This is a genomic window from Pseudomonas sp. C6002, assembly GCF_013385805.1.
Lineage (GTDB): Bacteria > Pseudomonadota > Gammaproteobacteria > Pseudomonadales > Pseudomonadaceae > Aquipseudomonas.
This window is the reverse complement of the sequence record NZ_JACAPH010000034.1, coordinates 86,318-109,235: the sequence shown is the minus strand read 5'-3', so window position 1 is coordinate 109,235 and position 22,918 is coordinate 86,318. Positions and strand designations below refer to the sequence as shown.

The 22,918-nt window shown below is 59.8% G+C and carries 17 protein-coding genes and 4 tRNA genes; 8 read left to right on the top strand and 13 right to left on the bottom strand.

The features are described 5' to 3' along the window. Positions 1-33: 33 nt before the first annotated feature. Positions 34-933, bottom strand: a complete 900-nt coding sequence (locus HX817_RS25745; protein WP_177041587.1) for a LysR family transcriptional regulator — start codon at positions 931-933, stop codon at positions 34-36. 127 nt (positions 934-1,060) lie between these two features. On the opposite strand from HX817_RS25745, the gene HX817_RS25740 reads away from it, so the two are divergent. Together HX817_RS25740 and nhaA are read left to right on the top strand one after the other, a co-directional pair. After that, complete coding sequence (locus HX817_RS25740; RefSeq protein WP_177041585.1) at positions 1,061-2,239, top strand: MFS transporter; 1,179 nt, start codon at positions 1,061-1,063, stop codon at positions 2,237-2,239. 115 nt (positions 2,240-2,354) lie between these two features. Continuing rightward, positions 2,355-3,689 (top strand): Na+/H+ antiporter NhaA, encoded by a 1,335-nt coding sequence (gene nhaA, locus HX817_RS25735; RefSeq protein WP_177041583.1) that lies wholly within the window; start codon positions 2,355-2,357, stop codon positions 3,687-3,689. 89 nt (positions 3,690-3,778) lie between these two features. On the opposite strand, the gene HX817_RS25730 is transcribed toward nhaA, so the two are convergent. From HX817_RS25730 to HX817_RS25685, 10 genes are all read right to left on the bottom strand, one after another. After that, positions 3,779-5,653, bottom strand: coding sequence for a SurA N-terminal domain-containing protein (locus HX817_RS25730; protein ID WP_003207860.1), 1,875 nt, complete (start codon positions 5,651-5,653; stop codon positions 3,779-3,781). A 230-nt stretch (positions 5,654-5,883) separates the two neighbouring features. After that, positions 5,884-6,156 (bottom strand): HU family DNA-binding protein, encoded by a 273-nt coding sequence (locus HX817_RS25725; RefSeq protein WP_003174819.1) that lies wholly within the window; start codon positions 6,154-6,156, stop codon positions 5,884-5,886. Positions 6,157-6,302: 146 nt separating this feature from the next. Continuing rightward, positions 6,303-8,699, bottom strand: a complete 2,397-nt coding sequence (gene lon, locus HX817_RS25720) for an endopeptidase La (RefSeq protein ID WP_003207858.1) — start codon at positions 8,697-8,699, stop codon at positions 6,303-6,305. A 151-nt stretch (positions 8,700-8,850) separates the two neighbouring features. Continuing rightward, complete coding sequence (gene clpX, locus HX817_RS25715) at positions 8,851-10,134, bottom strand: ATP-dependent Clp protease ATP-binding subunit ClpX (RefSeq protein ID WP_003207856.1); 1,284 nt, start codon at positions 10,132-10,134, stop codon at positions 8,851-8,853. 112 nt (positions 10,135-10,246) lie between these two features. Continuing rightward, entirely contained in the window at positions 10,247-10,882 is a 636-nt protein-coding gene (gene clpP / locus HX817_RS25710) for an ATP-dependent Clp endopeptidase proteolytic subunit ClpP (protein ID WP_003174822.1), read from the bottom strand. Positions 10,883-10,974: 92 nt separating this feature from the next. Beyond that, positions 10,975-12,285 (bottom strand): trigger factor, encoded by a 1,311-nt coding sequence (gene tig / locus HX817_RS25705; RefSeq protein WP_003207855.1) that lies wholly within the window; start codon positions 12,283-12,285, stop codon positions 10,975-10,977. Positions 12,286-12,686: 401 nt separating this feature from the next. Then, positions 12,687-12,762 (bottom strand) — tRNA-His (locus HX817_RS25700). Positions 12,763-12,844: 82 nt separating this feature from the next. Continuing rightward, positions 12,845-12,929: transfer RNA gene (locus HX817_RS25695), tRNA-Leu, on the bottom strand. Positions 12,930-12,985: 56 nt separating this feature from the next. Next, positions 12,986-13,061 (bottom strand) — tRNA-His (locus tag HX817_RS25690). Between the two features lie 32 nt (positions 13,062-13,093). Next, positions 13,094-13,170, bottom strand: a tRNA-Arg gene (locus tag HX817_RS25685). 230 nt (positions 13,171-13,400) lie between these two features. Here HX817_RS25685 and folD point away from each other — a divergent pair. Beyond that, the gene (gene folD, locus HX817_RS25680; RefSeq protein WP_003207853.1) at positions 13,401-14,255 is read left to right on the top strand and encodes a bifunctional methylenetetrahydrofolate dehydrogenase/methenyltetrahydrofolate cyclohydrolase FolD; all 855 of its coding nucleotides are present in this window, start codon (positions 13,401-13,403) and stop codon (positions 14,253-14,255) included. Positions 14,256-14,462: 207 nt separating this feature from the next. After that, a complete protein-coding gene (pbpG, locus tag HX817_RS25675; protein WP_003207851.1) occupies positions 14,463-15,395 on the top strand; it encodes a D-alanyl-D-alanine endopeptidase in 933 nt (310 codons plus the stop codon). A gap of 46 nt (positions 15,396-15,441) precedes the next feature. On the opposite strand, the gene HX817_RS25670 is transcribed toward pbpG, so the two are convergent. Beyond that, a complete protein-coding gene (locus HX817_RS25670; RefSeq protein ID WP_050550299.1) occupies positions 15,442-16,071 on the bottom strand; it encodes a peptidase C39 family protein in 630 nt (209 codons plus the stop codon). Between the two features lie 263 nt (positions 16,072-16,334). Between HX817_RS25670 and HX817_RS25665 the strand changes: the two genes are divergently transcribed. Then, positions 16,335-16,496, top strand: coding sequence for a hypothetical protein (locus tag HX817_RS25665; RefSeq protein WP_003207847.1), 162 nt, complete (start codon positions 16,335-16,337; stop codon positions 16,494-16,496). Between the two features lie 4 nt (positions 16,497-16,500). Here HX817_RS25665 and HX817_RS25660 read toward each other — a convergent pair whose 3' ends face one another. After that, complete coding sequence (locus HX817_RS25660) at positions 16,501-16,911, bottom strand: hypothetical protein (RefSeq protein WP_003207845.1); 411 nt, start codon at positions 16,909-16,911, stop codon at positions 16,501-16,503. Between the two features lie 216 nt (positions 16,912-17,127). On the opposite strand from HX817_RS25660, the gene HX817_RS25655 reads away from it, so the two are divergent. The 3 genes from HX817_RS25655 to HX817_RS25645 are packed head-to-tail and all read left to right on the top strand — an operon-like array spanning position 17,128 to position 22,907. Next, the gene (locus tag HX817_RS25655) at positions 17,128-20,349 is read left to right on the top strand and encodes an efflux RND transporter permease subunit (protein WP_087693205.1); all 3,222 of its coding nucleotides are present in this window, start codon (positions 17,128-17,130) and stop codon (positions 20,347-20,349) included. Further along, positions 20,339-21,505 carry an efflux RND transporter periplasmic adaptor subunit gene (locus HX817_RS25650; RefSeq protein ID WP_177041581.1) on the top strand — a complete coding sequence of 389 codons (1,167 nt, stop codon included), beginning with the start codon at positions 20,339-20,341 and terminating at the stop codon, positions 21,503-21,505. The genes HX817_RS25655 and HX817_RS25650 overlap by 11 nt, the downstream gene beginning before the upstream one ends. Beyond that, on the top strand, positions 21,489-22,907 hold the full coding sequence (locus HX817_RS25645) for an efflux transporter outer membrane subunit (protein WP_177041578.1): 1,419 nt from the start codon (positions 21,489-21,491) through the stop codon (positions 22,905-22,907). The genes HX817_RS25650 and HX817_RS25645 overlap by 17 nt, the downstream gene beginning before the upstream one ends. Positions 22,908-22,918: the final 11 nt, after the last annotated feature.

The window sequence follows — 22,918 nt, the reverse complement described above, 5'->3', positions numbered from 1 at the left end:
CGCGCGAATTCCTGTCGGTAAAACGTCACAGCCTTACGGGACGGTGTCCGCAGGAAAAAGCCGCTCGCCCATATGGTCGATAAACACGCGCAATTTCGCCGAGGCATGGCGACTTGATGGCCAGAGCATCCAGAAGCTGCCGCTGTGCTCCAGGTAATAGTCCAGCACCCGTTGCAGCCGGCCCTGCTCCACCGATTCGCGGACCATGAAGTCTGGCAGGCAGGCAATCCCCAGGCCTTCATGGGCCACGTGCATCAGTGATTCGATGGTGGTGGAGACCAGCGGCGCACGCAGGGTCGGCTCCGGCAGGCCCGGCTCCGGGCGCAGAGGCCAGGTTTCCAGTTTGCCGGTGGCGCAGAATTTGTGGCGCAGGCAGGCGTGGTCGCTCAAATCCCGGGGCTGGCGCGGCGTACCGTGCAGGCGCAGGTACTCCGGGGACGCCACCAGCACCAGGCGGTAATACCCGATGTGGCGCGCCATCAAGCGTGAGTCCTCGGGTTTGCCGGTGCGGATCACCGCGTCGAAACCCTCCTCGATCACATCCACCATGCGGTCGGAGAAGTCCACGTCCAGCTCGATCTCGGGATAGGCGCGCATGAAATCCGTCAGTACCGGCATCAACAAGCCGCGCACTTGCGGCAGGCTGACGCGCAACTTGCCTCTGGGGGTGGCGGATGCCTGGCTCAGTTCCTGTTCTGCGGCTTCGACTTCCGCCAGGATGCGCCGGGAGCGTTCGAGAAACAGCGCGCCCTCGCTGGTCAACGTGATACTGCGGGTGCTGCGATGGAACAGCCGCACCCCCAGGCGCTCTTCGATGCGCGCGATGCTTTTGCCAATCGCCGAGGACGACACCCCCAGCATGCGCCCGGCCTCGGTAAAGCTGCGGGTTTCGGCCACCTGCACAAACACTGAAATACTGCCCAGGCTGTCCATCGTCTCGCTCCCGAGGATTGCGGACATTGGCGTCCGATAAGTTCGGAACCTTAGCCTGTTTTTCTCCACCGTGCAGCACCCTACTCTGGCTCCCTGCCCTTTCGTCTGAAAACCGGAGCCAAAAAACATGAGCGACAGCGCCCTATCTTCCACGACCCCCACGGTGAGCCGTGAACGACTGCCTCTGGGCGGCCTGTTGGCATTAGCTACCGCCGGCTTCATCACCATCCTCACCGAAGCCATGCCGGCAGGCTTGCTCCCGCAAATGGGCGCCGGCCTCGGGGTGTCCGAAGCGTTGGTGGGCCAGTTGGTGACCCTGTACGCCCTGGGCTCGCTGTTGGCCGCGATTCCCCTGACCATCGCCACCCGGGGCTGGCGCCGGCGGCCATTGCTGATGATTGCCATCGGCGGGTTTGCCTTGGTTAACAGTGTGACGGCGTTTTCCAGCGATTACCTGCTGACCCTGGTGGCCAGGTTCTTCGCCGGGGTGTTCGCGGGATTGCTCTGGGCGCTGCTGGCCGGTTATGCCAGCCGCATGGTTGCGCCGCACCTGCAAGGCAGGGCCATTGCCGTGGCCATGCTCGGCGCGCCATTGGCGCTGTCACTGGGTGTACCGGCCGGGACATTCCTGGGCACCACGGTGGGCTGGCGCCTGAGCTTCGCGATCATGTCCGGCCTGACGGTTGTGCTGCTGGCCTGGGTGCGCTGGCAGGTCCCGGACTTTGCCGGGCAACAGGCGGAAAAACGCCTGGGGCTGCGCCAGGTGCTGGCACTGCCAGGGATTCGTCCGGTGCTGTTTGTGACTTTCACCTACGTACTGGCTCATAACATTCTCTACACCTATATCGCGCCGTTCCTGGTACCTGCCGGGATTGCAGCGGACATCGACCAGGTGCTGCTGGTGTTTGGCCTGGCGGCGCTGCTGGGTATCTGGATCGTCGGCGCGCTGATTGATCAGCGGCTGCGCGCCTTATTGGTAATCAGCTGCGCAATGTTCGCGCTGTCGGCCCTGGCGCTGGCGCTCTGGATCACCTCGGCGACGGTGATCTACACCACGGTGGCGTTATGGGGGCTGGCGTTTGGCGGTTTGCCGGCATTGCTGCAAACGGCGCTGGCCAAGTCGGCCGGGGATTCAGCCGATGCCGCACAGTCGATGCTGGTGACGGTGTGGAACCTGGGCATCGCCGGTGGCGGACTACTCGGCGGCATGTTGTTGCAAGGGTGGGGAGTGACATCGTTTCCATGGGCGGTCGCCGCGTTGGTCGTACTGGCGCTGATCGCGACGCTGCGTTTAACCGATGTTTAAACGAAACGTGACGTGATGTTTCTTAACTCTTATGATCGCACCGGGTGCGCTGCTGCATACGGCACAGCGCAGGTTAAAGGATAAGCATTGGTCGGGCCGCCAATGGAGACTTGTCGTGCCTGATAAACACCCTGCTATTCCGCGCCCCCAGGTTCTGGTCGAAGGCGCCCTGTCCGCATTGGAGCGGTTTTCAAGGATCGAAGCAGTCAGCGGTATCGTGTTGCTGCTGGCAGCGATCGTCGCGCTGGTCTGGGCCAACAGCCCCGTCGCAGATTCCTACGAACACTTCTGGAACACCCCACTCACTATCGGGCTGGGAGACTTCACGGTCTCGCGCTCGTTGCACTTCCTGGTGAACGATGGGCTGATGACCATCTTCTTCCTGGTGGTGGGCGCCGAGATTCGCCAGGAGATCAGGGACGGCGCACTCGCCAACCTGAAACTGGCCACCCTGCCCCTCGGCGCGGCACTGGGTGGCGTGCTGATGCCGGCGCTGATTTACACCCTGCTCAACCATGGCACGGTCGCGGCCAGTGGCTGGGCAGTGCCCACTGCCACCGACATTGCATTTGCCGTGGGCGTGCTGGCGCTGTTGGGTAAATCCATCCCCGCCGGCGTGCGCATCCTGCTGCTGGCGCTGGCGATCATTGATGACATCGTCGCCATCCTGATCATCGCGATTTTCTATACCGCCAGCCTGGACTACATGGGCCTGGTGATCGCGGCCTGCGGGCTGGCGCTGGTGCTGGTTTTTCAGCGGATGGGAATTGGCAAGGCGGTGGTGTACCTGTTGCCGGGGGCGATTGTCTGGTTTGGGCTGCTCAAGACCGGCGTCCATCCGACGCTCGCGGGCGTAATGCTTGGCCTGATAACGCCCGTGACTTCCAGACCGACTCGGGAACGCCCTCTGGACACCATCGGGCGCACATTTAACGAGCTGATGGACCGGCTTTCGCATCCGTCAGAAAGTGCCCATCAGGTCGCCAAACCATTGAAGCAATTGAGACAGGCCCAACGGGAAATGTTGCCGCCGGTGCAGCGGATTCAAGCCGGGTTACACCCATGGGTGGCCTTCGGCGTCATGCCACTGTTTGCCCTGGCCAACGCCGGAGTGAGCCTGCAAGGGTTCAACCTGGACGATCCACTGCCCCACGGCGTGTTCATGGGGGTCATCCTGGCCCTGGTGCTCGGCAAGCCGCTGGGCGTGATGCTGGCGAGCGTGGTGCTGGTCAAACTGAACATCTGCCAACTGCCGGAGGGCGTGACCTGGAACGGCGTCGCCCTGGTGGGCCTGCTGGCGGGAATTGGTTTCACCATGTCGATCTTCATCTCGTCGCTGGCCTTCTCCGATCCGACGCTGCTGTCGGCTGCCAAGCTGAGTGTGCTGAGCGCTTCGACCCTGGCGGCTGTGATTGGCCTGAGTTGGGGCAAGCTCAAGTTTGCGCGTTGAATCAAGACTGGTTGAGTCAGCTGATTAGTGGATAAAAAAAGACCCCGGCCTCTTCAGGCCGGGGTCTTTTTATTCAGGCTGTTACGAGATCAGAACTTCTTGATCTCAGCCTTGGTTTCCAACTGCTTGCGATAGGCGGCGAAGTCTTGCTGGCCGACACGGGACGCGAGGAAGCGGCGGTACTGAGCCTTCTCGTCATCGGTCGGTGCAGCGGCTTCATTGACCGCGTTCAAGCGCACGATCACCAGGCTACCGTCTGGCAGTGTCACGCTGGTGAAGGTCGGCTTGTCCTTGGCCGCAGGCTTTGGCATGCGGAACAGGGCTTGCAGCACGGCTGGCTCGACGCCTTCCTGGCCCCGGGTGGCCGCTTCGGTGACTTTCCAGGCCTGGCCATCCACCGGCTGGTTCAGCGGGGTCTTGCCATCACGCAGGTTGGCAATCAGCTCGTCCGCGTGAGTCTTCGCCGCAGCGCTCGCGCGCTCCTTGGTCAACTGGGCACGGATGGCAGTGGCAACGCTTTCCAGCGGCAGCTGGGTAGGCTTCAGGTGCTCTTTGGCACGCAGTACCACGATGGTTTCCGGGTCCAGCTCGATGGCGGTGCTGTTGGCACCCTCATCCAGTACTTCAGGGCTGAATGCAGCGGTCACCACGGCACGGTTGGCAGCGATGCCTTCGCCACCTTCACGGCCAAACGGCGCGGAGGTGTGCACGGTCAGCTTCAGGTCCGACGCCGGCTGGGCCAGGTCGGAAGCTTCGAATGCAGCGTCTTCCAGTTGCTTGGTCGCATCGACGAAACGCTGTTCAACCTGTTGGGTCTTGAGCTCGCGGGTCAGCTTGTCTTTCAGGCTGGCGAACGATGGCACTTCAGGTGCTTCAACGCCCAACAGCTTGATCAGGTGCCAGCCGAAGCTGGAACGCACCGGTGCCGAGACCTGGTCCTTGTTCAGTGCATACAGCGCTGTTTCGAAGGCAGGGTCGTAGACGCCAGGGCCAGCGAAACCGAGGTCACCGCCGTTGTTCGCAGAACCCGGATCCTGGGAGAACTCCTTGGCCAGGGCTTCGAATTTCTCGCCCTTGGCCAGGCGCGCCTGGATTTCTTCGATCTTGGCCTTGGCCTGCTCGTCAGTGGTCTTGTCGTTGACTTCAATCAGGATGTGCGCCGCGCGACGCTGTTCAGCGAGGTTGGCGGTTTCTTTCTGATAGAGGGCTTGCAGCTCATCGTCCTTGACCGCGACCTGGTCGAAGAAGGAAGCCTTCTTCAGCTCCAGATAGTCGATGACCACCTGGTCCGGGGTCATGAACTCCTTGGCGTGCTGGTCGTAGTAAGCCTTGACCTCGTCGTCAGTGATCTTCACTGCTGCAGGGTCGGCCTTGACGCTGACGGTGGCGAAATCGCGGGTCTGTTTTTCCAGACGGGCGAACGCGAGCACTTCGGCATCAGTCACAAAACCGCTGCCGGCAATGCCTGCACGAACCTGGCCGATCAGCATTTCCTGGCTCAGCATCTGACGGAATTGCATACGGCTGTAGCCCAGCTGACGGATCACCTGGTCGAAACGCTCAGCGTTGAACTGGCCATCCACCTGGAATTCCGGCGTCTGCAGGATCACTTGATCCAGCGCAGCTTCGGAGAAAGCGAATTTCGAATCGGCCGCGCCTTGCAGCAGCAGCTTGCGATCGATCAGGCCCTTGAGGGCGGCGTCGCGCAGCAGCTTTTCGTCCAGCAAGGAAGCATCGAAGTCCTTGCCCAGCTGTTGCATCAGCTGGCGACGTTGCATGTCGACGGCCTGGCCCAGTTCGCTTTGGGTGATTTCTTCACCGTTGACCTTGGCCACGTCCTGCTTGTTGTTGGTCGAAGCCTGAAAAATAGCCTCGATACCGGTGAACGCCATCAATGCGACGATGATCCCGATAATGGTCTTGGCAATCCAGCCTTGTGAATTGTCCCTGATATTCTGCAGCATGCGTCCCCCAGAAACGGTTGAACTTCAAAATTAGGCAACCGTGGAGCGTGGGTAGAGTCCGGATAGAAGAAAGGCGCATCCGAGGATGCGCCTTCTCGTAACTGGCGGAGCGGACGGGGGTTTGAACCCACACCCCCGGCGTGGCGACCCGATGGATACTCGGGTCAGCTGCCGCTCCGCTGCCAGGTCAGACCTGCGTCCGACCCGGATGGGTAAGGCTTGAGCGAAGCTTAGTTAACGGCTTCTTTCAGGGCTTTACCGGCTTTGAAACCTGGTTTTTTGGCAGCGGCGATTTGCAGAGCCTTGCCAGTCTGTGGGTTACGGCCAGTGCGAGCTGGACGATCGGTCACAGAGAAAGTACCGAAACCAACCAGTACCACAGAGTCGCCGGCCTTGAGAGCGCCAGTGACGGATTCGATTACTGCGTCCAGCGCACGGCCAGCAGCGGCTTTCGGGATATCAGCAGATGCAGCGATAGCATCAATCAGTTCCGACTTGTTCACTCTAAGTCCCCTTATATCTATTGAGTATGATTCTAAGTTTTTTGGTGAAAGCAAAAACCAGTGCTGAATGGCCTACAGACACTTAAGAGCCGCTTTATAACAAGGGCTCTAAAAAGCTGTCAAGGAAGCCCCCAGGCTTAAACGTATTAATGCGTGCTAATTCTTTCCTTAGAGTCAGTCTCGCGTTTTTCATCCTTTGCAACTATCTCCGGAGCCACATCCGGCAAGGGCTCCGGCGCGTATTGCAGCGCAATTTGCAGGACCTCGTCAATCCATTTAACCGGTTTAATCTGCAGATCCTGCTTGATGTTGTCAGGAATCTCCTTCAAGTCGCGAACATTCTCTTCAGGAATGATCACAGTCTTGATACCACCGCGGTGTGCAGCCAGCAATTTCTCTTTGAGGCCACCAATGGCCAGTACCTGGCCACGCAGGGTGATTTCCCCGGTCATGGCGACATCGGCGCGCACCGGAATGCCGGTCAGGGCTGATACCAGTGCCGTGCACATGCCTACGCCTGCGCTAGGACCGTCTTTCGGCGTTGCCCCTTCCGGCATGTGGATGTGGGTGTCGTGCTTCTCGTGGAAGTCCAGGGGGATCCCCAGGCTCTTGGCGCGGCTGCGCACCACGGTCTGCGCGGCGGTGATGGATTCAACCATCACGTCACCCAGGGAACCGGTCTTGATCAGTTGCCCTTTGCCCGGGATTACGGCGGCCTCGATGGTCAGCAATTCGCCGCCCACCTGGGTCCACGCCAGGCCAGTGACCTGGCCTACCTGGTCCTGCTGCTCAGCCAGGCCGTAGCGGAATTTGCGCACGCCCAGGAAGTGTTCCAGCAGGTCAGCGGTGACCTTCACCGAGAAGCGTTTTTCCAGCGCATGTTCCTTCACGGCCTTGCGGCAGATCTTCGCCAGTTGACGCTCAAGGCCCCGTACACCGGCCTCGCGGGTGTAGAAACGAATGATGTCGCGGATCGCGTCGGCATCAAATTCGATCTCGCCTTTTTTCAGGCCGTTGGCCGCAATCTGCTTGGGCGAGAGGTATTTGACGGCGATGTTGATCTTCTCGTCTTCGGTGTAACCCGGCAGACGAATCACCTCCATCCGGTCCAGCAAGGCTGGCGGAATATTCATCGAGTTGGAGGTGCACAGGAACATTACGTCGGACAGGTCGTAGTCGACTTCCAGGTAATGGTCGTTGAAATTGTGGTTCTGCTCGGGGTCGAGCACTTCCAGCAAAGCAGACGCCGGGTCGCCACGCATGTCGCTGCCCATCTTGTCGATTTCATCGAGCAGGAACAGCGGGTTGCGCACACCCACCTTTGTCATCTTTTGAATCAATCTTCCTGGCATCGAACCGATGTAAGTCCGGCGATGACCACGGATTTCCGCTTCATCACGCACACCGCCCAGGGCCATGCGCACGAATTTGCGGTTGGTGGCGTGGGCAATCGACTCCGCCAGCGAGGTTTTACCCACACCAGGAGGACCGACCAGGCACAACACCGGGCCACGAATCTTCTTCACGCGCTTTTGCACGGCGAGGTATTCGAGAATGCGTTCCTTGACTTCTTCGAGGCCGTAGTGATCGGCGTCGAGAATATCTTCGGCGCGGGCCAGGTCCAGGCGCACTTTGGTCTGGGCCTTCCACGGCACCTGCACCAGCCAGTCGATATACGAACGAACCACGGTGGCTTCGGCCGACATCGGCGACATTTGCTTGAGCTTGTTCAGCTCGGCAGTGGCCTTGGTCAACGCGTCTTTCGGCAGGCCGGCGGCATCGATGCGCTTTTTCAGCTCCTCGATTTCGTTGTGGCCTTCCTCGCTGTCGCCCAGCTCTTTCTGAATGGCCTTCATCTGCTCATTCAGGTAGTACTCGCGCTGGCTGCGCTCCATTTGCTTTTTGACACGGCCGCGAATGCGCTTCTCAACCTGCAGCAGGTCGATTTCGGCATCCAGCAGCGCCAGGACGTGTTCGACCCGGGCCGACAAATCGATGATCTCGAGAATGTCCTGCTTCTGCTCGATTTTCAGCGCCATGTGCGCGGCCATGGTGTCGACCAGGCGGCTTGGCTCATCAATGCTGTTGAGGGAGGAGAGGACTTCTGCGGGGACTTTCTTGCCCAGTTGCACGTATTGCTCGAACTGGGACAGCAGGCTGCGAACGAACACTTCGGATTCGCGCTCAGGGGCGTCGACTTCGTCGATCAGCGCCACTTCGGCACGCAGGTGGCCGTCCACTTCCATGAAGCGCTCGACCGCACCGCGCTGCTCGCCTTCCACCAGCACCTTGACGGTGCCATCAGGCAGCTTGAGCAGTTGCAGGACAGTTGCAACGGTACCAACGCGATACAGGGCATCTTCGCCCGGATCATCGTCAGCAGGATTTCTCTGGGCCAGCAGCAGGATCTGCTTGTCGCCCGTCATCGCGGCCTCGAGGGCTTCGATAGACTTCTCGCGCCCCACGAACAGCGGGATAACCATGTGCGGATAGACGACGACATCACGCAACGGCAGGAGAGGCAATTCGATGGTTGTCTTCATGATTTCGCCTCTATGACAGATGAAAGTAAGCTTGAAACCAAGATGGGGGCTGCCTGCAAAAAAAACAAGCGTAATGGCATCAGTTAAACGCAGTAAAAACAAAGGGGCCCCTTAAGGCCCCTTTATTTTGTACAGCTCGGCAGTGCAACGCTTACGCGTCTGGCGCAGCCTTGGCAGCCGGCTCACTGTTTTCGTAGATATACAGTGGCTTGGACTTGCCTTCTATAACGCTTTCGTCGATCACCACTTTACTCACCTCGGACTGCGAGGGGATTTCGTACATGGTGTCGAGCAGTACGCCTTCGAGGATCGAGCGCAAACCACGGGCGCCGGTCTTGCGCTCCAGTGCCCGCTTGGCCACCGATTTGAGCGCGTCAGCACGGAACTCGAGGTCCACACCTTCCATCTCGAACAGCTTGGCGTATTGCTTGGTCAGGGCGTTTTTCGGCTCGGTGAGGATCTGCATCAACGCAGCCTCATCCAGCTCGTCCAGCGTCGCCAGGACCGGCAGACGGCCAACGAATTCCGGGATCAGACCGAACTTGACCAAATCGTCAGGCTCGACTTCACGCAGGGATTCACCGACTTTCTTGCCTTCTTCCTTGCTGCGTACTTCTGCACTGAAGCCAATGCCGCCACGGGTGGAACGGTTTTGAATAACCTTTTCCAGGCCGGAGAACGCACCGCCACAGATGAACAGGATGTTGCGCGTATCAACCTGAAGGAATTCCTGCTGCGGGTGCTTGCGGCCGCCTTGTGGCGGTACGGAAGCAACCGTGCCTTCGATCAGTTTCAACAGCGCTTGCTGCACGCCTTCACCGGAAACGTCCCGGGTGATCGACGGGTTGTCGGATTTGCGCGAAATCTTGTCGATTTCATCGATGTAGACAATGCCCATCTGGGCCTTCTCCACGTCGTAGTCGCATTTCTGCAGCAGCTTCTGAATGATGTTCTCGACGTCTTCACCTACGTAACCGGCCTCGGTAAGAGTGGTTGCGTCGGCGATGGTGAAGGGAACGTTCAGCAGGCGAGCCAGGGTCTCTGCAAGCAGGGTTTTACCCGAGCCTGTAGGGCCGATCAGCAAGATGTTGCTTTTGCCGAGCTCGACGTCGTCACTTTTCTTGTCACGCTGGTTCAGACGCTTGTAGTGGTTGTACACCGCTACGGCCAGAACCTTCTTTGCACGCTCTTGACCAATCACATACTGATCAAGGATGCCGCTGATTTCTTTAGGCGAAGGCAATTTATGCGCGCTGCTTTCGGCCTGGGCTTCCTGCACCTCCTCACGGATGATGTCATTGCACAGGTCGACGCACTCGTCGCAGATAAAGACCGAGGGGCCGGCAATCAACTTGCGTACTTCATGCTGGCTTTTGCCACAGAAGGAGCAATAGAGCAGCTTGCCGTTGTCCTCGCCGTTGCGGGTGTCAGTCATTCGTTCGATCCAAATCCGATAGGCTTGCAACACAAGATGAAGGCTATTGAGGGCTTTTTCAAGTCCACTGGTGGTCGGACCTGCCGACCTGCCCTATTTTGAGCTGCTTATATTAAGCGGGGCGCTTTTCGATCACTGCGTCGATCAACCCGTATTCACGAGCCGCTTCGGCGCTCATGAAATTGTCACGGTTGGTGTCGCGCTCGATCTCTTCCAGGGTATGCCCGCTATGTTTGGCCATCAGCGTGTTGAGACGCTCACGAATGAAGAGGATTTCCTTGGCATGGATTTCGATGTCCGATGCCTGGCCCTGGAAACCGCCCAGTGGCTGGTGAATCATCACGCGTGAGTTCGGCAGGCAGTAACGCTTGCCCTCAGCACCAGCGGTCAGCAGGAAAGCACCCATGCTGCACGCCTGACCGATACAGGTGGTCGATACGTTCGGCTTGATGAACTGCATGGTGTCGTAGATCGACATGCCCGCTGTCACCGAACCGCCCGGGGAGTTGATGTAGAGATGGATGTCCTTGTCCGGATTTTCCGCTTCAAGGAACAGCAGCTGCGCACAAATCAGGTTGGCCATGTAGTCCTCTACCGGACCAACCAGAAAGATCACTCGCTCCTTGAGCAGGCGCGAGTAGATGTCATAGGCGCGTTCGCCACGAGCAGATTGCTCGACAACCATCGGGACCAGGCCGCCAGCGGCCTGGATATCAGAGTTCTGCTGAATATACGAATTACGGAACATGCTCTGCAGTTACTCCCAAATAGTCATGTCTTGAATACGCATAAGCCAGCGCGAGGCTGGCTTATGGGTGTATTTTCAAACGAGTTGAGCGATCAGTCGGCTTGTGCTGCTTCAGCCGGCTTGACTGCTTCTTCGTAAGAGACCGCTTTATCGGTCACCTTAGCCTTCTGCAGAACAGTATCCACAACTTGCTCTTCCAGCACAACCGAACGCACTTCGTTCAGCTGCTGGTCGTTCTTGTAGTACCAGGACACAACAGCCTCAGGCTCCTGGTAGGCCGAAGCCATTTCCTGGATCATTTCGCGAACGCGGGTTTCGTCAGGCTTGAGGTCGAATTGCTTGACCACTTCAGCCACGATCAGACCCAGTACAACGCGGCGCTTGGCCTGCTCTTCGAACAGTTCGGCCGGCAGTTGGTCAGGCTTGATGTTGCCGCCGAACTGCTGAACAGCCTGCACGCGCAGACGATCAACTTCGTTGGACAGCAGGGCCTTCGGCACTTCGATCGGGTTGGCAGCCAGCAGACCGTCCATCACCTGGTTCTTGACCTTGGATTTGATCGCCTGGCGCAGTTCACGCTCCATGTTCTTGCGAACTTCGGTGCGGAAACCTTCGATGCCGGTTTCCTTGATGCCGAACTGGTTGAAGAACTCTTCGTTCAGTTCTGGCAGCTTGGGCTCGGAAACGGTGTTGACGGTCACGGTGAACTCGGCGGTTTTGCCAGCCAGGTCCAGGTTCTGATAGTCAGCCGGGAAAGTCAGGTTCAGAACGCGCTCTTCGCCAGCTTTGGCGCCAACCAGGCCGTCTTCGAAACCAGGAATCATGCGGTTGGAACCCAGCACCAGCTGAGTACCCTTGGCGGAGCCGCCAGCGAATGCTTCGCCGTCAACCTTGCCTACGAAATCGATGTTCAGCTGGTCTTCGTTCTGGGCAGCACGATCGGCCACTTCAAAACGGGTGTTCTGCTTGCGCAGAATTTCCAGCATGTTGTCCAGGTCGGAGTCAGCAACATCAGCGCTCAGGCGCTCGATGGCGATCGAATCGAAACCGGCAACTTCGAACTCAGGGAACACTTCGAAGATTGCAACGTATTCCAGATCCTTGCCTGCTTCCAGGGACTTGGGCTCGATGGAAGGCGAGCCAGCCGGGTTCAGCTTCTGCTCGACAACGGCTTCGTAGAAGGAAGCCTGGATCACGTCACCTACAGCTTCCTGACGTGCATCAGCACCGAAGCGGCGCTTGATTTCGCTCATTGGCACTTTGCCTGGACGGAAACCAGCGATCTTGGCCTTTTGGGCAGTCTGCTGCAGACGCTTGTTGACCTGGGTCTCGATGCGCTCGGCCGGCACGGTGATGCTCATGCGGCGCTCAAGAGCAGAAGTATTTTCAACAGAAACTTGCATGGATATTCCTCGTTGCACAGACGTTAGCTGGCCGTTTCCGACCCCAGAATCAAGGGCATGCATTCTAGTGGGTCAAACTCAAGAAGTCACCCTACTGAAAACGGGTAAAAAAACAGCAGGCAATTTATAGGTGCGAATGCACGAGTGCAGCTCGCCCCGGTGGCAAATACATCCCATCATGCCAGGGCTCTGCGCCAACCCTTCTATATATAGAAGCGGTTGCCAATCATCTCCCTGACAACCGACCCTGCGGACAAGGCCGGCAGGCAGTGCGGCATCATCGCGAAACATAAATACGACGAAACGCCCTGCCCTGCAGCCCAACACCTGCGACTGCGTTGAAACTCAAACCGCTGAAACAAAAAAGGCGCCAGACTATTAATCTGGCGCCTTTCGAAATATGGGGTGGACGAAGGGGATCGAACCCTCGACAACGGGAGTCACAATCCCGTGCTCTACCAACTGAGCTACGCCCACCATATTGCGTGACCAAAAAGCCCGTCAAAAAGGCTATTTGTTGAGCTTCGCGCCGACCCGCAGGCCTTCACGAAACTTTATTTGGTGCGGATGAAGAGACTCGAACTCTTACACCTTGCGGCGCTGGAACCTAAATCCAGTGTGTCTACCAATTCCACCACATCCGCGCTTGAAGCTTTTAAAGCAAAGGCGCCAGACTATTAATCTGGCGCCTTTTTAAATATGGGGTGGACGAAGGGGATCGAACCCTCGACAACGGGAGTCACAATCCCGTGCTCTACCAACTGAGCTACGCCCACCATATTGCGCTACTTGTGCCAAAGCTGCCTAATGGCGCACCCGGCAGGACTCGAACCTGCGACCATCCGCTTAGAAGGCGGATGCTCTATCCAGCTGAGCTACGGGCGCCTTATTAATCTGTACTCTTGGAGGATTACAAACTAACCAGTGCTAGGCTGTGCCCGACAAGTGCGACGAATAGTATAGATGGACCCGAAACCCGTCAAATCCTTTTTATAAAAAATTCATTTTATTTAAGGGGTTAGGGGAATTTGCAGACCAAGCGCCTTTGCCCTCACGCCATGGCATGCGAGAATGCGCGCACTTTTCTTCCCCCTCTCGATGGTTAATCACGCGTAATGACTGCACAACTTATCGACGGCAAATCAATCGCCGCCAGCCTGCGCCAGCAGATCGCCAAACGAGTCGCCGAGCGCAGCCAACAAGGCCTGCGCACGCCGGGCCTCGCGGTGATCCTGGTCGGCAGCGATCCTGCCTCTCAGGTTTATGTCTCGCACAAGCGTAAAGACTGTGAAGAGGTCGGCTTTATTTCCAAAGCCTACGACTTGGCTGAAGACACCACCCAACAGGCCCTCACCGACCTGATCGACAGCCTCAACGACGATCCGGCCATCGACGGCATCCTGCTGCAACTGCCATTGCCCGAGCATCTGGACGCGTCGAAATTGCTCGAACGCATCCGCCCGGACAAGGACGTCGACGGTTTCCACCCTTATAACGTCGGCCGCCTGGCCCAGCGTATCCCGCTGCTGCGCCCGTGCACCCCGAAGGGCATCATGACCCTGCTGGAAAGCACCGGCGTCGATCTGTATGGCCTGGATGCCGTCGTCGTCGGCGCCTCGAACATCGTCGGTCGCCCGATGGCCATGGAACTGCTGCTGGCCGGCTGCACCGTGACCGTGACCCACCGCTTCACCAAGGACCTGGCCGGCCACGTTGGCCGCGCCGACCTGGTGGTCGTCGCCGCCGGCAAGCCGGGCCTGGTCAAGGGTGAGTGGATCAAGGAAGGCGCCATCGTCATCGACGTGGGCATCAACCGCCAGGACGATGGCAAGCTCGTGGGCGACGTGGTGTACGAAACCGCCCTGCCCCGTGCCGGCTGGATCACCCCGGTACCCGGTGGTGTCGGCCCGATGACCCGTGCCTGCCTGCTGGAAAACACCCTGTACGCCGCCGAAACCCTGCACGTCTAATAACCAGCCGTTCTGAAAGAGCCCTGCCTTATCGCAGGGCTTTTTATTGGCCGAAAAAAAGTAGTTTTTTCTTTGTTTTTAAGGGGTTTCATCTGTTTTCAGAAGAACATTCGACAGTTTCTGATCCATACTCCTAAAATGTAACGGCATTTATCAGAAAGTCCGTGCAGAACGGTATATCCCTACTTTTTTAGCGAGTTCATCCGCGTGAAAATTCATCTTTCCATTGTCAGCCTATTTTTTGCATTGACAGGCACCTTCGCGAGCGCAAGCGAAACCACCACCGCTCCCCGCGACATGTCCACCCTGCACATCGCCTCCGGCAGTGCGATGGTGGTAGACCTGCAGACCAACAAAGTCATCTATGCCAGCAACCCGGATGTCATCGTGCCGATCGCCTCGGTGAGCAAACTGATGACCGGCCTGATCGTGCTGGAAGCCAAGCAGAACATGGATGAATACATCGACATCAACATCAAGGACACGCCAGAGATGAAAGGCGTGTTCTCCCGGGTCAAGATCGGCAGCGAGATGCCGCGCAAGGAGATGTTGCTGATTGCCCTGATGTCCTCGGAAAACCGCGCCGCCGCCAGCCTGGCCCACCACTACCCGGGCGGCTACCCGGCCTTCATCGCAGCGATGAACGCCAAGGCCAAGGCACTGGGCATGACCAGTACCCATTATGTGGAACCTACCGGCCTGTCGATCCATAACGTGTCCACCGCCCGCGACCTGAGCAAGCTGCTGGCCGCCGCACGCAAGTACCCGATGCTCAGCCAGTTGAGCACCACCAAGGAAAAGACCGTCTCGTTCCGCAAACCCAACTACACCCTGGGTTTCTCCAACACTGACCACCTGATCAACCGCGCCAACTGGGACATCAAGCTGACCAAGACCGGCTTTACCAACCAGGCCGGCCATTGCCTGGTGCTGGTGACCAGCATGGGTAATCGCCCGGTGTCGCTGGTGATCCTCGATGCCTTCGGCAAATTCACCCACTTTGCCGATGCCGGGCGCATCCGCAGCTGGGTCGAAACCGGCAAGAGCGGCTCGGTGCCAGACGTCGCATTGCGCTACAAGGCTGACAAGAACCTGAAGAACCGCCCACGGGCGAATGTTCAGGTCACCGAGTCCCGCTGATCCGTAAATAGCGACATAAAAAACGGCGCCCTTGAGCGCCGTTTTTTTATTTGGCCTGACTGGCCAGTGCCTTGACTGCTTGGGCCGCCGCCTGTTCCTGGCCCGCCTGGGCTGTGGCGCTGGCAGCCTGCTGCCAGCGCTGGGCGTCGACCTTGACCGGCAACTGGGTGGGCCGCTGAATCAGTACCGCCCACTTGCCGCCGTCTTTCCACGCCGACTCAAACGCACTGAAATCCATCGGCATGCGTCGCGCCAAGCCTGAACGCAGCAGCACCATGCTCTTCTGCTTGTTGTAACCCACCACCACGACATACCGCGGCCCGGCCCAGAAGGTCGAGCCCTGGGTGATACGCGCCATCACCGGGTACCCGGCCGCGACCTGTGCCAGCAGCGCCGGCAGCTGATCTTCCAGCGGGTACACCAACATCCCGTATTCACGGGCCAGCACCTGCATGTTGCGTTCAAGGTCCGCTTCAGCGCCCGGCAAATGCAGTGGCTTATCCAATAGCCCCGGTGTAATCACAATGCCTTGTTGAGACAGCATGCTGGCAAGAGCGGCTGGGCCACCGAGGTAAGTCTCACCGCGAAACGCCGGCACGCCCTTGAGCTCGACACTCTCCGGCAGCCCCGGGATGCTCGTGGGTTTTGGATGCGAGGAACAGGCCGCCAGCCCCATGAAACAGGCGGCGACCCACCAGGAGGTTTTAATGTTCGAGGGAAACCGCAACTTCTTCACTCACTTGATCAACGGTCGACGTGGGCCCTGATCATAGGACGCTCCGGGGCGCGGGTATAGCCTTGCAGCGCAGTAAAAGGCCGGCGATAGAGCAAACAAGTTGGACGCACACGACCATTGGTCAATAGCAGGCAACCTGCGGATAGCTAGACTGTCCATTGAGAAGACAGTGTGTGCCCGGCACCGGGCGAAAGGAGGCACTTATGAGCCTGACAACAACGATTCTGCTTTTGATCTGTGGCTGGCTGGCCGTCGCCGCCGCCATGCTGTGGGGCGTGATGCGCGTGACCCGCCGGCACCATCACCCACACGTAAAACCCGCAGCACCCGGCAAGCTGCACAAACCCGCCGGGCACCACGCCTGACGCCTTAGCCAGGCATGCAACTGAAGTCTTCGGTCTGCGCCAATTCCTTGCCGTGGCTATCCTTCAACTCGGCACGCACCGTCGTACCCAGGCTGGATTCCACCAGGGTGTAATGCTCGCCGGCCTTGAAGTTGCCGTAGGTCACATGCCCGCGACAATCCTGCTGGTTATCATCCCCCGCCTCTTCTTCAAACAAGGTGACGTCCAGGCGATGCGCGCCGGGTTTCACTTCGAAGTAGCGGCCATCATTAATATTTTTACCGTCTACCCGCTCGGCCATCAGGTCGTTGGGTGCCTCCTCTTGCAAGCCGATCCAGGCTTCGCTCGGGTCCGCCTTCGGCATCGGGCCGGCACACGCCGACAACAACAGGACCGCACTCAAGGCCGGGATCAACAACAAGGGTTTAAGAGACATGGCAGAACTCCAAATGGATAAAGAGTGAACAGGCGAAACAGCTCCCGTTCGATCGGTATCCAGCTTGTTACTGTCACCATTGTTGAACAAATGAATACATATGAAAGGATCTTCAGCCGTTAACTAAATCTTCCTTCACCTGGCTGAAAGGTGCGTGTTAGGTGGGTCCGTCAAGACTGCGAGCGTTTGCAATCCAACTCCTTTGGAGGTTACGGCATGCTCGGGCTGGTAAAGACCGCACTGCTCAAGCCCTACACGTTTATCGTGCTGGCAATTTTCATCTGCATCATCGGGCCCATGGCGGCCTTGCGTACCCCCACTGACGTATTTCCCGATATTGGCATCCCCGTCGTTGCGGTGGTTTGGCAGTACAACGGCCTGTCTCCGGACGCCATGGCCGGTCGCGTGATCTACACCTACGAACGCTCCCTGAGTACCACCGTCAACGACATCGAGCACATTGAATCGCAGTCGTTACCCGGCATGGGCATCGTGAAGATTTTCTTCCAGCCCGGCGTGGATATCCGCACCGCCAACGCCCAGGTAACAGCGGTGTCACAAACCGTGCTCAAGCAGATGCCACCGGGCATTACGCCGCCGCTGATCCTCAACTACAGCGCCTCTACGGTGCCGATTCTGCAGATGGCGTTCTCCAGCCCCAGCTTGTCGGAAGCGAAGATCCGCGACCTGGTGCAGAACAACATCCGCTTGCCCCTGAGCGCCCTGCCCGGCCTGGCCATGCCCACGCCAATGGGCGGCAAGCAACGCCAGATCACCCTCGACCTCGACCCCCAGGCGCTGGCCGCCAAAGGTCTCTCGGCGCAGGACGTAGGCAACGCCCTGGCCCTGCAAAACCAGATCATCCCGGTGGGTACCGCCAAACTCGGCCCCAACGAATACACGATCTTGCTCAACAACAGCCCCAAGGCGATTGATGAGCTCAACGACTTGCCGATCAAGACAGTCGACGGTGCGATCATCACCATCGGCCAGGTGGCCCACGTGCGTGACGGCTCGCCGCCGCAGACCAACATCGTGCGCGTCGACGGCCACCGTGCGGTGCTGATGCCGGCCCTGAAAAACGGCAGCATCTCCACCCTGTCGATCATCGACGGCATCCGCCAGATGCTGCCGCGCATCAATGAAACCCTGCCGCCGTCGCTGAAGACCTCGCTGCTCGGCGACGCCTCGGTGTTCGTCAAACAGTCGGTGGGCAGCGTGGCCCAGGAAGGCATCATCGCCGCCTTGCTGACCAGTGCGATGATCCTGCTGTTCCTCGGCAGCTGGCGCTCGACCATCATCATCGCCGCGTCGATTCCCCTCGCGGTGCTGTCGGCCATCGCCCTGCTGGCGGCCACCGGGCAAACCCTCAACGTCATGACCCTCGGCGGGCTGGCGTTAGCGGTAGGGATCCTGGTGGACGACGCCACAGTGACCATCGAGAACATCAACTGGCACCTGGAACAAGGCAAGGCGGTGAAGGACGCGATCCTCGACGGCGCCAAGCAAATCGTCGGCCCGGCGTTCGTGTCCCTGCTGTGTATCTGCATCGTGTTTGTGCCGATGTTCATGCTGCAAGGCATCGCCGGCTACCTGTTCCGCCCGATGGCATTGGCGGTGATTTTCGCCATGGCCAGCTCGTTCATTCTGTCGCGAACCCTGGTGCCGACCCTGGCGATGTTCCTGCTCAAGCCGCACGTGCCGGAGCAAGGTGAAGGTCATCACCCGGAAGATGAATTCATCAACCATCACGAGGGCGACCAGCACAAACCGCAGCGCAACGCGGTGCTGCAATCGGTGCTGAATTTCCAGCAGGGTTTTGAGCGTCACTTCTCCAACGTGCGGGACGTTTACCACGGCCTGCTGACCCTGGCCCTCGGCGCCCGCAAGCGCTTCATCATCGGCTTCCTGGCGTGCATCCTCGCCTCGTTCCTGCTGCTGCCAAGCCTGGGCCAGGACTTCTTCCCGGCCACCGACGCCGGGGCCATGGCCCTGCACGTGCGCTTGCCGCTGGGCACACGCATCGAAGAGAGCGCGGCGGCCTTTGACCGGATCGAAGCGCGGATTCGCGAGATCGTTCCGGCCGACGAACTGGACACCATCGTCGACAACATCGGCATCCCGCTGAGCGGCATCGACATGGCCTACAGCAGCAGTGGCACCATCGGCCCACAGGACGGCGATATCCAGGTCACCCTGAAAAAGGACCATGCGCCCACCGCCGACTACGTGAAAAAACTGCGTGAAGCGTTGCCCGAAAGCTTCCCCGGCAGCCAGTTCGCATTCCTCCCGGCAGACATCAGCAGCCAGATCCTCAACTTCGGTTCGCCGGCCCCGCTGGACGTGAAAATCTCCGGGCGCAGCGATGAAGAAAACCGCGCCTACGCCATCGAACTGGAACGTCGCCTGAAACACATACCGGGCATTGCCGACCTGCGCATCCAGCAGTCCACCGGCTACCCGTCACTGCAAGTCAACGTGGACCGCATGCGTGCCAACGGCCTGGGCATCACCGAGCGTGACGTAACCAACAGCATGGTTGCGTCCCTGGCCGGCAGCTCGCAAACCGCACCAACGTTCTGGCTCAACCCGGCCAACGGCGTGTCGTATTCGATCGTGGCCGCAACCCCGCAGTACCGCCTCGACAGCTTGCCTTCCCTGGAAGCATTGCCGGTGACCGGTGCCGATGGGCAGTCGCAGATCCTCGGCGGCGTAGCGACCATTTCGCGGGTACAAAGCCCGGCGGTGGTGACCCACTACAACATCGAACCGACCCTGGACCTGTACGCCAACGTGCAAGGCCGCGACCTCGGCGGCGTCGCCAGCGATGTGCAAAAGGTGCTGAACGACATGGCCCCGATGCGCCCCAAAGGCGCGACCATCAGCCTGCACGGGCAGATCGATGCGCTGCATGAAGCGTTCAACGGCTTGAGCTTCGGCCTGCTCGGTGCGGTGGTGCTGATCTACCTGCTGATCGTGGTCAACTTCCAGTCCTGGACTGACCCGTTCGTGATCATCACCGCACTGCCGGCAGCGCTCGCGGGAATCGTCTGGATGCTGTTCCTCAGCGGCACGTCATTGTCGGTGCCCGCACTCACGGGGGCCATCCTCTGTATGGGCGTGGCCACCGCCAACTCGATCCTGGTGGTGAGCTTCTGCCGAGAGCGCCTGGCCGAACATGGCGATGCACTCAAGGCCGCACTGGAAGCCGGCTACACCCGTTTCCGCCCAGTCTGCATGACCGCCCTGGCGATGATCATCGGCATGTTGCCGCTGGCCTTGTCCGAAGAACAAAACGCGCCGCTGGGACGTGCCGTGATCGGCGGCCTGATCCTCGCCACCACTGCCACTTTGCTGTTTGTACCCGTGGTCTTCAGCCTGGTCCACGGTCGTCACCCTACTCGCGCTGCTGCTGGAGAAACTTCACATGTCGTCTGATCACAAACCCTCGCGCAAGCGTCTGATGCTCATGGGTGTCGGCGGCCTGACACTGGCCGCCCTGTTGGTCGCCAACGGCCTGCACGCCCGTACGATGCATGAAAAATCCGTCACCGCCTGGACCGAAACCGCCGCCGTGCCGCAGGTGCTGGTGTTCCAGCCCAAACAGAACGCGGCCGGCGACACCCTGCGCCTGCCCGCGCATCTGGAAGCCTGGAGCAAGGCACCGATTCATGCACGGGTCAGCGGTTACCTGAAAGACTGGAAAGTCGACATCGGCAGCCAGGTCAAGGTCGGGCAGATTCTCGCCGAGATCGACAGCCCCGACCTCGACCAGCAAGTGGCGCAAACCCACGCCCGCATGGTGCAGGAACAGGCCAACGCACGACTGGCAGAAACCACTGCCACCCGCTGGAAAAACCTGCTGGACAGCCATTCGGTATCGCGCCAGGAGGCCGATGAAAAAACCTCGAATGCCCTGGCCGCCAAGGCCAACGCCCAGGCCGCCGAGGCTGACTATGCGCGGCTCTCGGCGCTGGAAGACTACAAGACCATTCGCGCGCCATTCGCCGGTGTGATCACCGCGCGCAACACCGACATCGGCCAGTTGATCAAGGCTGACAGCGACAGCGATCCGGAACTGTTCGACATCGCCGACACCCACCAACTGCGCCTCTACGTGCCGGTGCCGCAGAACTACGCCGCGGTGATTCATCCCGGGCTGGCCGCCCAACTGACGGTACCCGAGCACCCCGGCGAACACTTCAGCGCGAAGCTGATGGGCGACTCCACCGCCATCGACCGCCGCTCCGGCACCCTGCTCGCACAGTTCGTGGCCGACAACCCGGACGGCAAGTTGCTGCCCGGCGACTACGCCGAAGCCACCCTGGCGATTCCGGCGGATACCCATGGCGTGAGCATCCCGGCCAGCGCTCTAATCTTCCGCGCCGAAGGTACCCAGGTCGCGGTACTGGACGCCAAGAACCACGTGCACCTGCAAGACATCCACATCGGCCTCGACCTCGGCGAGCGCCTGGTGATTGACCAGGGCTTGAAACCCACTGACCGCGTAGTCGACAACCCACCCGACGCACTGCGCGAAGGCGACGCCGTGCAAATGGCCGATGCCGGAGGTGCCCATGCGCCCAAGGCTTAAACCCCTCGCGGCCCTGGTATTGGTGGCACTGCACGGTTGCTCGCTGGCGCCCACCTACAAGGCGCCGACCATCGACCTGCCGGCCAAGTACCGCGAACAGACCAGCGACGGCCCGTGGCACAGCGCGCAACCGTCCGACCAACTGGCGCCGAAGTGGTGGCAGCTGTATCAGGACCCGCACCTGAACGACCTGCAGGAACAACTGCTCAAGGCCAACCCGGACCTGGCCGCAGCGTTGGCGCATTTCGATGCGTCACAGGCGTATGCCAGCCAACTGCATGCCGGGCTGTTCCCGCAAATCACCGCCAGCGCGCAACCGTTGCGCCAGCGGCAATCGGACAATCGGCCACTGCGGGGTGATACCCAGCCTTCGGTGTACAACAGCAACACGGCGGGGTTTGCGCTGAGCTTCGATCTGGATCTGTGGGGCAAAATCCGCAACCAGGTGGCGGCTGGCGATGCACAGGCCCAAGCCTCCGGGGATGACTTGGCGGTGGCGCGCCTGAGCCTGCAGCATCAGTTGGCGACGCTGTACGTGCAGCTCAACGGGCTGGATGCCCAGAGCCGGATTCTCAGCAGTTCGCTGGATGATTTTGGCCAGGCGCTGAAACTGACCCGCAGCCGGTACGAGGGGCAGATCGCCTCGGAGCTCGACCTGACCCGGGCGCAGAATCAGCTGGCTGAAGCACAGGCGCAGCTTGACGATGTGCGCGGTCAACGCAATCTCACCGAGCATGCGATTGGTGAATTGGTGGGCGTATCCGCCAGTGAATTCCAGCTGCCGCCGAGCCAGCAATTGATCGCGCTGCCGGGGATTCCGCAACAACTGCCGAGCCACCTGCTGCAACGCCGGCCGGATATCGCGGCAGCCGAGCGACGGGTGTTTGCGGCCAACGCGAATATCGGCGTGGCCAAGGCGGCGTGGTACCCGGATTTCAGTTTGACCGGCTTGATTGGCGGGCAGACCCAAGGTGTGGGCAACTTGTTCTCCGCCGCCAATCGGTATTGGGCGCTGGGGCCGCTGGTGAATCTGCCGATCTTTGATGGCGGCCGGTTGAGCGCCAATGAGCGCCAGGCCAAGGCGGAGTTTGAAGAGGCTTCGGCGCACTATCGCAGCCAGGTGTTAAGAGCCGTGCGTGAGGTGGAAGACAACCTTGGGCAACTGCGCGACTTGCAGCAGGAGGCGATGGACGAACAAGCCGCCGCGAATGCCGCCGAACACACACAGGCACTGGCGATGAACAGTTACCAGGCGGGGGCTGTGAGTTACCTGGATGTGGTGACGGCGCAGACGGCGGCGTTGCAGGCGCAGCGCACGTTGCAGGCGGTGCAGACGCGGCAGTTGCAGGCGAGTGTGGGTTTGGTGACGGCATTGGGCGGCGGCTGGTTGCCTGGGGCGTGAGGTTGCTTCCT

Excerpts from the sequence above, each read along its gene's own strand:
- HX817_RS25660 (WP_003207845.1), bottom strand. The coding sequence starts at position 16,911 with ATGTCTCTTAAACCCTTGTTGTTGATCCCGGCCTTGAGTGCGGTCCTG.
- HX817_RS25645 (WP_177041578.1), top strand. The coding sequence starts at position 21,489 with ATGCGCCCAAGGCTTAAACCCCTCGCGGCCCTGGTATTGGTGGCACTG.
- HX817_RS25730 (WP_003207860.1), bottom strand. The coding sequence starts at position 5,653 with ATGCTGCAGAATATCAGGGACAATTCACAAGGCTGGATTGCCAAGACC.
- folD (WP_003207853.1), top strand. The coding sequence starts at position 13,401 with ATGACTGCACAACTTATCGACGGCAAATCAATCGCCGCCAGCCTGCGC.
- HX817_RS25740 (WP_177041585.1), top strand. The coding sequence starts at position 1,061 with ATGAGCGACAGCGCCCTATCTTCCACGACCCCCACGGTGAGCCGTGAA.
- lon (WP_003207858.1), bottom strand. The coding sequence starts at position 8,699 with ATGAAGACAACCATCGAATTGCCTCTCCTGCCGTTGCGTGATGTCGTC.
- clpP (WP_003174822.1), bottom strand. The coding sequence starts at position 10,882 with ATGTTCCGTAATTCGTATATTCAGCAGAACTCTGATATCCAGGCCGCT.
- HX817_RS25665 (WP_003207847.1), top strand. The coding sequence starts at position 16,335 with ATGAGCCTGACAACAACGATTCTGCTTTTGATCTGTGGCTGGCTGGCC.
- HX817_RS25650 (WP_177041581.1), top strand. The coding sequence starts at position 20,339 with ATGTCGTCTGATCACAAACCCTCGCGCAAGCGTCTGATGCTCATGGGT.
- clpX (WP_003207856.1), bottom strand. The coding sequence starts at position 10,134 with ATGACTGACACCCGCAACGGCGAGGACAACGGCAAGCTGCTCTATTGC.
- HX817_RS25655 (WP_087693205.1), top strand. The coding sequence starts at position 17,128 with ATGCTCGGGCTGGTAAAGACCGCACTGCTCAAGCCCTACACGTTTATC.
- HX817_RS25670 (WP_050550299.1), bottom strand. The coding sequence starts at position 16,071 with ATGGGGCTGGCGGCCTGTTCCTCGCATCCAAAACCCACGAGCATCCCG.
- HX817_RS25745 (WP_177041587.1), bottom strand. The coding sequence starts at position 933 with ATGGACAGCCTGGGCAGTATTTCAGTGTTTGTGCAGGTGGCCGAAACC.
- tig (WP_003207855.1), bottom strand. The coding sequence starts at position 12,285 with ATGCAAGTTTCTGTTGAAAATACTTCTGCTCTTGAGCGCCGCATGAGC.